This is a genomic window from Nocardiopsis protaetiae (assembly GCF_045446735.1).
GTDB classification, from domain to species: domain Bacteria; phylum Actinomycetota; class Actinomycetes; order Streptosporangiales; family Streptosporangiaceae; genus Nocardiopsis; species Nocardiopsis protaetiae.
On the sequence record NZ_JBJJBV010000355.1, the window covers coordinates 1 to 5,768 of the forward strand.

The window sequence follows — 5,768 nt, forward strand, 5'->3', positions numbered from 1 at the left end:
CCTCGATGAGGACCGCGCCGACCATCGACACGATCGCGGCGGTGAGCACCGGCGAGATTCCGGTGAGCAGGCCCAGGGCCACCCCGGTCAGGGCGACGTGCCCGATGCCGTCGCCCAGCAGCGCCAGCCGGCGCTGCACCAGGTAGGTACCGATGACCGGGGTGATCAGGCCGACCAGTACCGCGGCGATCAGCGCCCGCCGCATGAACTCGTACTGGAGGAGGTCAATCACGGCCGGGTACCTCCAGGCGCATCAGGTCCGCGGGGGAGGGCAGCTCGGCCGCCCGCGGGTCGGGGTCGTTGGGGTCGGGGTGGGGGTGCTGGTGCTCGTGGCCGGGCCTGGCGCACTCGCCGGTCGGCTCGGGCGGGGTGCCGTCGTGCACGATCCGGCCCGACTCCAGCACCACGGCGCGTTCGATGACGTCCTCCAGCGGCCCCAGCTCGTGCAGGACCAGGACGACGGTGGAGCCCTGCTCGCGCAGGCGGGCGATGGTGCGGGCGAGCGCCCGCTGGTTCTCGTGGTCCACCCCGGCCATCGGCTCGTCCATGACGAAGGTGTCGGGGCGCCCGGCCAGGGCGCGGGCGATGAGCACGCGCTGCTGCTGGCCGCCGGAGAGCTCGCGCACCGAGGCACGGGCCAGGCCGGTCAAACCCACAGCGGCCAGGGCCTCGTCAACCGCCTCCCGGTCGGCGCGGGTGGACAGCGACAGCCGGCGGCGCGCGGCGACCTGTCCGGAGGCGACGATCTCGCGCACGGTGGCGGGCACGGCGCCGCCCGCGGTGAGCCGCTGGGGCACGTACCCGATCCGGCGCCAGTCCCGGAACCGGGACAGCGGCCTGCCGTGGACGCGGATCTCGCCGGAGGTGAGCGGCACGATGCCGAGCATCGCGCGCATGAGGGTGGACTTGCCCGACCCGTTGGGGCCCAGGACGGCCACGGTCTCGCCCGCGGGTATCGCCACGTTCACCCCGTCCAGGACGGGCACCCCGTCGTAGGAGACGCGGGCGTCGATGGCCTGGAAGGCGGGCGGGACGGACTCGTCCCTGATCTGGGCGGACACGCCCACCATTATCACGAAAACGAAAATGATTGTCAAAACGCCCGAGGTTTCCGGGCGTCGACCGTCAAAAGCCCGGTGCCCCGCCAGGAACCCGGACCCGGCACCCTGTCAAAACCCAGGAACCGGCACCCCGTCAAAAACCCAGGAACCGGGCCACCGCCAGCACCCCGATCACCCCCACGACCAGCGCCCGCGGCGCCCGCTGCCGTGGTTCCAGCGTCGGCCAGGTCAGATACGCCAGCCAGGCCAGGAACAGCGCCACCGGCAGCAGGCACAGCCCGCCCACCAGCCCCGGTGCCAGCAGCCCCGCCACGAACAGCACACCCAGCAGCAGCGGCGACAGCCACCGCGGCGCCCGGTGCAGCCACAGCAGCGGCACCGCGCTGCGCCGCTCCACCGCCCGGCGCACCGGCCCCGCGCCCGGGGTGTACAGGGGGTCCCCGGAGGGGCGTCCGGGACGCCCGGGTCGTCCGTCGTCCATCCGCTTCTCGTCACCGTGTTCGGGAGGGGCCATGGGGGTCCGTTCGTTCTCGGGGGGTGCGGTTTCGGGCCTGAGGCTTCGGGCCTGCGGCCTCGGTCCTACGGCCCCGGGCCACCGTTGTCACACGACCGATACCCGCGTGGAGCACCCGATTCCCGCTCCTGTGGTAATCCTGAAGCGAAACCCTAGTGCAGGGCCCCGGTGCGCCGTCGACGTCCATCCCGACCGGCCCTGTTCCGTATCCCCGTTCCCCGGAGAGGACGCCTCTCTCGACGGGACTCTCACTCAGGGTGAACGGAGAACCACAAAAAGCTCTGAACGCCGTTACCGTCCACGCGTGAGCCGCATCTGCCGGGTCCCGCACGCTGCCGGCGGCAGCGAACCCTCCGGAGGGTGTCAACTTCCGTGCCCGAACCGACAGTCATCGTGACGTTCGACGTCACCGAACCCCATCTCCAGCACTGCCTCGACTCCCTGAGCCGCCAGACCGGCCTGGGAGAGGGCCGGGCCGCCCTGGGAGAGGGAGAACCCGCGTCCGGTGCGGACGCGGGGATCGAGGTCGTCCTCGTCCCCGTCCGCCCGGCGCCCCCCACCGCCCCCACCGCCTCCGGCACCGGAAGGCCGGCCGCCGCCGACCCGGAGCCCGACGCCTCCCCGGACGAGGAGGAGGGCGAGAACGGGACCGGGGAGGGCAGCGCCAAGAACGGGACCCCCGGCGAGGACACCGGACCGGCCGGCGAGGACAACGAACAGGGCGACGAGGCCGTCGACCAGGCCCAGGACGCCCTGGCCGTCGCCGCCGCGTTCGCCGCCGCGCCCCCGGCCGGGATCACCGCCGTCCTGCCGGCCGGCGAGCCCGCCCCGGATCGGCCCGCCGCCCGCGCCCGCGGGGCCGCGGCCGCCCGCGGCGAGCACCTGCTCTTCCTGGAGGGCTCCGACGCCCTCACCGGCTACGCGCTCTCCTACCTGCTGAACACCGCCCGCGACACCCGCTCCGACCTGGTCGTCGGCAACGTGTACACGTTCGACGAGCTGGGCGCCGCCCCCTCCAAGCGCCACCGCCGCCACTACGCCCGCGCCCGTCTGGCCGAGGACCCCCGGAACGTCCCCGGCCTGGTCGCCGACGGCGACCCCGGCAACAAGCTGTGGCGGCGCGACTTCTGGAACTCCCTCACCGACCACGGCCTGCACCCCGACGACGCCGGCCTGGGCCTGCGCCGCGCCGCCCTGTCCGCCCGCACCGTGGACGTCCTGCCCGGCCCCACCCTGCTCAAGCGCCGCCGCGCGCAGGAGGCGCTGCCCCTGGACGAGGACGTCCTCACCCGCAGGCTCGGCGCCATGACCCGGCTCGCCGAGGGGCTGGCCACCCACGACCGCGACCTGTGGGACCGCACCCTCCTCAACGGCGAACTGCACCGCCTGCTGATGCGGCTCGACGACGCCGACGAGGAGACCCGCGCCACCGCGGTCGCGCTGGTCAACACCTACCTCGACCACGTGCCCGCCCGCCTGCTCGACGGGCTCGGCGTCCTGGACCGCCTGCTCTACCACCTGGTCCGCAAGCACCGGGCCGAGGACGTGGTGGAGGTCGCCACCTTCGCCAAGAGCGTCGAGATCAAGAAGGCCACCCTGGTCCGGCGCGGGTTCGGGTACTACATCCGCTACCCGTTCTTCGAGGCCGAGGACCCGGCCAAGGCCGTGCCCCGCGAGGTCTACCGGGTCGACGAGGACATCAAGGTCCGCCAGAAGACCGAGGAGATCGCCTGGGAGGACGGGCGGCTGCACATCCGCGGCCGGCTCGGCATCCGCCACCTGCGCGCCCACCGGCGCTGGCACCAGCACGTCACCGCCTACGCGGTGCGCTCCGACGACCGCCGCCGGGTGCGCCTGCCCGTGCGCATCCGCCGGGCCGCCGAGTACCGGCTGCCCGACGTGCTCGACGCCGCCCGGCACGACTACGGCGGCTTCACCGTCATCGTCGACCCGCGCCGGCTGCGCGAGTCCGGCCGCTGGGACGCCTCCGACTGGAAGATCGAACTGGTCGTCCTCAACCGGGGCATCACCCGGCGCCGGGCCCTGTCCAACCCGGTGCCCGGCCCCGCCAAGCGTCCCGGGTACCACAGGGTCGACGAGCAGGTGTGGGTCCGCCCGCACTGGAACCGCGACCAGCACCTCATCGTCAGCGTCGAGCCCTGCCAGGCGATGATCACCGGGCACCGGTTCGACGAGCGCACCGGGGTGCTGGAGCTGACCGGCGCGCCGGTCGCCGCGCCCGCCGCCGAGGCGGTCGAACTGCGGCTGACCCGGCGGCCCGGCACCGCGACGGTGAGCGTGCCGCTGGAGGCCGGGGGCGGCCGGTTCACGGCCCGGGTCGCCGCCCGGGAGCTGTTCGACCGCACCGTCGAGGAGTGCAACGGGGTCATCCGACAGGAGACCTGGGACGCCCACCTGGTCACCCGCGAGAAGCAGGTGGTGCCCCTGGTCGTGCCCGAGGAGGTGGCACCCGCCGCCTACGCCGACGGGGACGGGCGCCGCGAGCTGTCCGTGCTGCGTTCGGCCGTGGGGCACCTGCGGCTGCGCGCGGGCCTGGCCCGGCCCTCGGTGGAGGAGGCCCGCTGGGAGGGGCGGACGCTGCTGCTGTCCGGCGCCTTCCGGGCCGCCGCGGAGCTGGGCCTGGTCGCCAAGGCGCGGGGGCGCGACGAGGAGCACGTGCTGGAGGTGGAGCGCTCGGGGGAGCGGTTCACCGCCCGGTTCTCCCCGGCGGACGTCCCGACCCTGTCGGGGACCCTGTCGCTGCCCGCGGGCGGGTACCAGCTGTGGGGGCGGGTGGGCTCGTCGGAGGAGGGTGCGCAGCCGGGTGCCGGGTCGTCGGGGCCGGGGTCGGTCCCAGAGGAGGCCCGCGCCGACGTGGGCGTGGAGTTCGCCGAGGAACTGCTCGCCGCGCTGCCGCTGGAGATGCAGACCGCCGAACGCGGCTACACCCTGTCCTACCAGGGGCGGGGGATCCCGGTGCTCCAGGTGGGCAGCGACCTGCGCCCCGTGGAGCAGGGCACCTTCGCCCAGCGGGAGCTGCGCGAGACGTTCTACCCGGCGCGGCGACTGGAGCCGGTGGTCGACGGCGTCCTGTTCGACACCTACACCGGGCGCCAGTACTCCGACAGCCCGCAGAGCATCTACGCCGAGCTGCGCCGCCGGGAGCGGTGGGCGGACCACCCCATGTCGTGGCTGGTCGCCGACGGGCAGGTGAGCCTGCCCGAGGACCTGACCCGGGTGCGGCACCGGGGGCGCGAGTACTACGAGGGGCTGGCGCGCAGCCGGTACCTGGTCACCAACTCCCGCCAGCCGGCGTGGTTCCACCGCCACCCCGACCAGACCGTCGTGCAGACCTGGCACGGGTCGATGCTCAAGCGCATCGGCTTCGACGTGGAGAACATCCGCGGCAAGTCCCGGGACTACTTCGACAAGCTGGCCTGGGAGACGCGGCAGTGGGACTACCTGGTGTCCCCGAGCCCGTGGGCGACGCCGATCCTGCGCAGCGCCTTCCGGTTCGAGGGGGAGGTGCTGGAGACGGGGTACCCGCGCAACGACGTGTTCTTCGCGCCCGACCGGGACGCGATCGCGGAGCGGACGCGGGAGCGGCTGGGGCTGCCCGCGGACAAGAAGGTGGTGCTGTACGCGCCGACCTGGCGCGACGACAAGTACTACACGCGCGGCAAGCACAAGCTGGACCTGCACCTGGACTTGCAGCGGCTCTACGACGAGCTGGGCAAGGACCACGTGCTGCTGGTGCGGCGGCACCCGCGGGTGGTGGACGCGGTGCCGATCGTGGGGCGCGACTTCGTGTACGACGTGTCGCTGTACCCGGAGATCATGGAGCTGTTCCTGGTCACGGACGTGCTGATCACGGACTACTCGTCGATGATGTTCGACTTCGCGAACACGGGGCGGCCGATGCTCTTCTTCACCTATGACCTGGAGGGGTACCGGGACAACCTGCGCGGGTTCTACTTCGACTTCGAGGAGACCGCGCCGGGGCCGCTGCTGATGGAGTCGGACCAGGTGATCGAGGCCCTGCGCGGGATCGACGACGTGGTGCGGGAGAGCGCGGGCGCCTACCGGGCGTTCGTGGAGCAGTTCTGCCCGCTGGACGACGGCGGCGCGGCCCGCCGGGTGGTGGACCGGGTCTTCGGCACCGACTGACGGGCTCGGCCCCACGGCCGGGGGGG

General features: G+C 73.5%; 4 protein-coding genes. 1 reads left to right on the forward strand and 3 read right to left on the reverse strand.

Features of this window, described 5'->3' with window-relative positions:
- From ACJOT3_RS31680 to ACJOT3_RS31690, 3 genes are all read right to left on the reverse strand, one after another.
- Window positions 1-232 (reverse strand): metal ABC transporter permease (locus ACJOT3_RS31680; protein ID WP_406976809.1); only part of this gene is annotated, 232 nt, incomplete at its 3' end.
- Window positions 225-1,061 (reverse strand): metal ABC transporter ATP-binding protein, encoded by an 837-nt coding sequence (locus ACJOT3_RS31685; RefSeq protein WP_406976810.1) that lies wholly within the window; start codon window positions 1,059-1,061, stop codon window positions 225-227. The genes ACJOT3_RS31680 and ACJOT3_RS31685, both read right to left, overlap by 8 nt.
- A 133-nt stretch (window positions 1,062-1,194) precedes the next feature.
- A complete protein-coding gene (locus ACJOT3_RS31690) occupies window positions 1,195-1,575 on the reverse strand; it encodes a DUF6703 family protein (RefSeq protein WP_406976811.1) in 381 nt (126 codons plus the stop codon).
- A 372-nt stretch (window positions 1,576-1,947) separates the two neighbouring features.
- On the opposite strand from ACJOT3_RS31690, the gene ACJOT3_RS31695 reads away from it, so the two are divergent.
- A complete protein-coding gene (locus ACJOT3_RS31695) occupies window positions 1,948-5,742 on the forward strand; it encodes a CDP-glycerol glycerophosphotransferase family protein (RefSeq protein WP_406976812.1) in 3,795 nt (1,264 codons plus the stop codon).
- The last annotated feature ends 26 nt before the right edge of the window (window positions 5,743-5,768 follow it).

Excerpts from the sequence above, each read along its gene's own strand:
- ACJOT3_RS31690 (WP_406976811.1), bottom strand. The coding sequence starts at position 1,575 with ATGGCCCCTCCCGAACACGGTGACGAGAAGCGGATGGACGACGGACGA.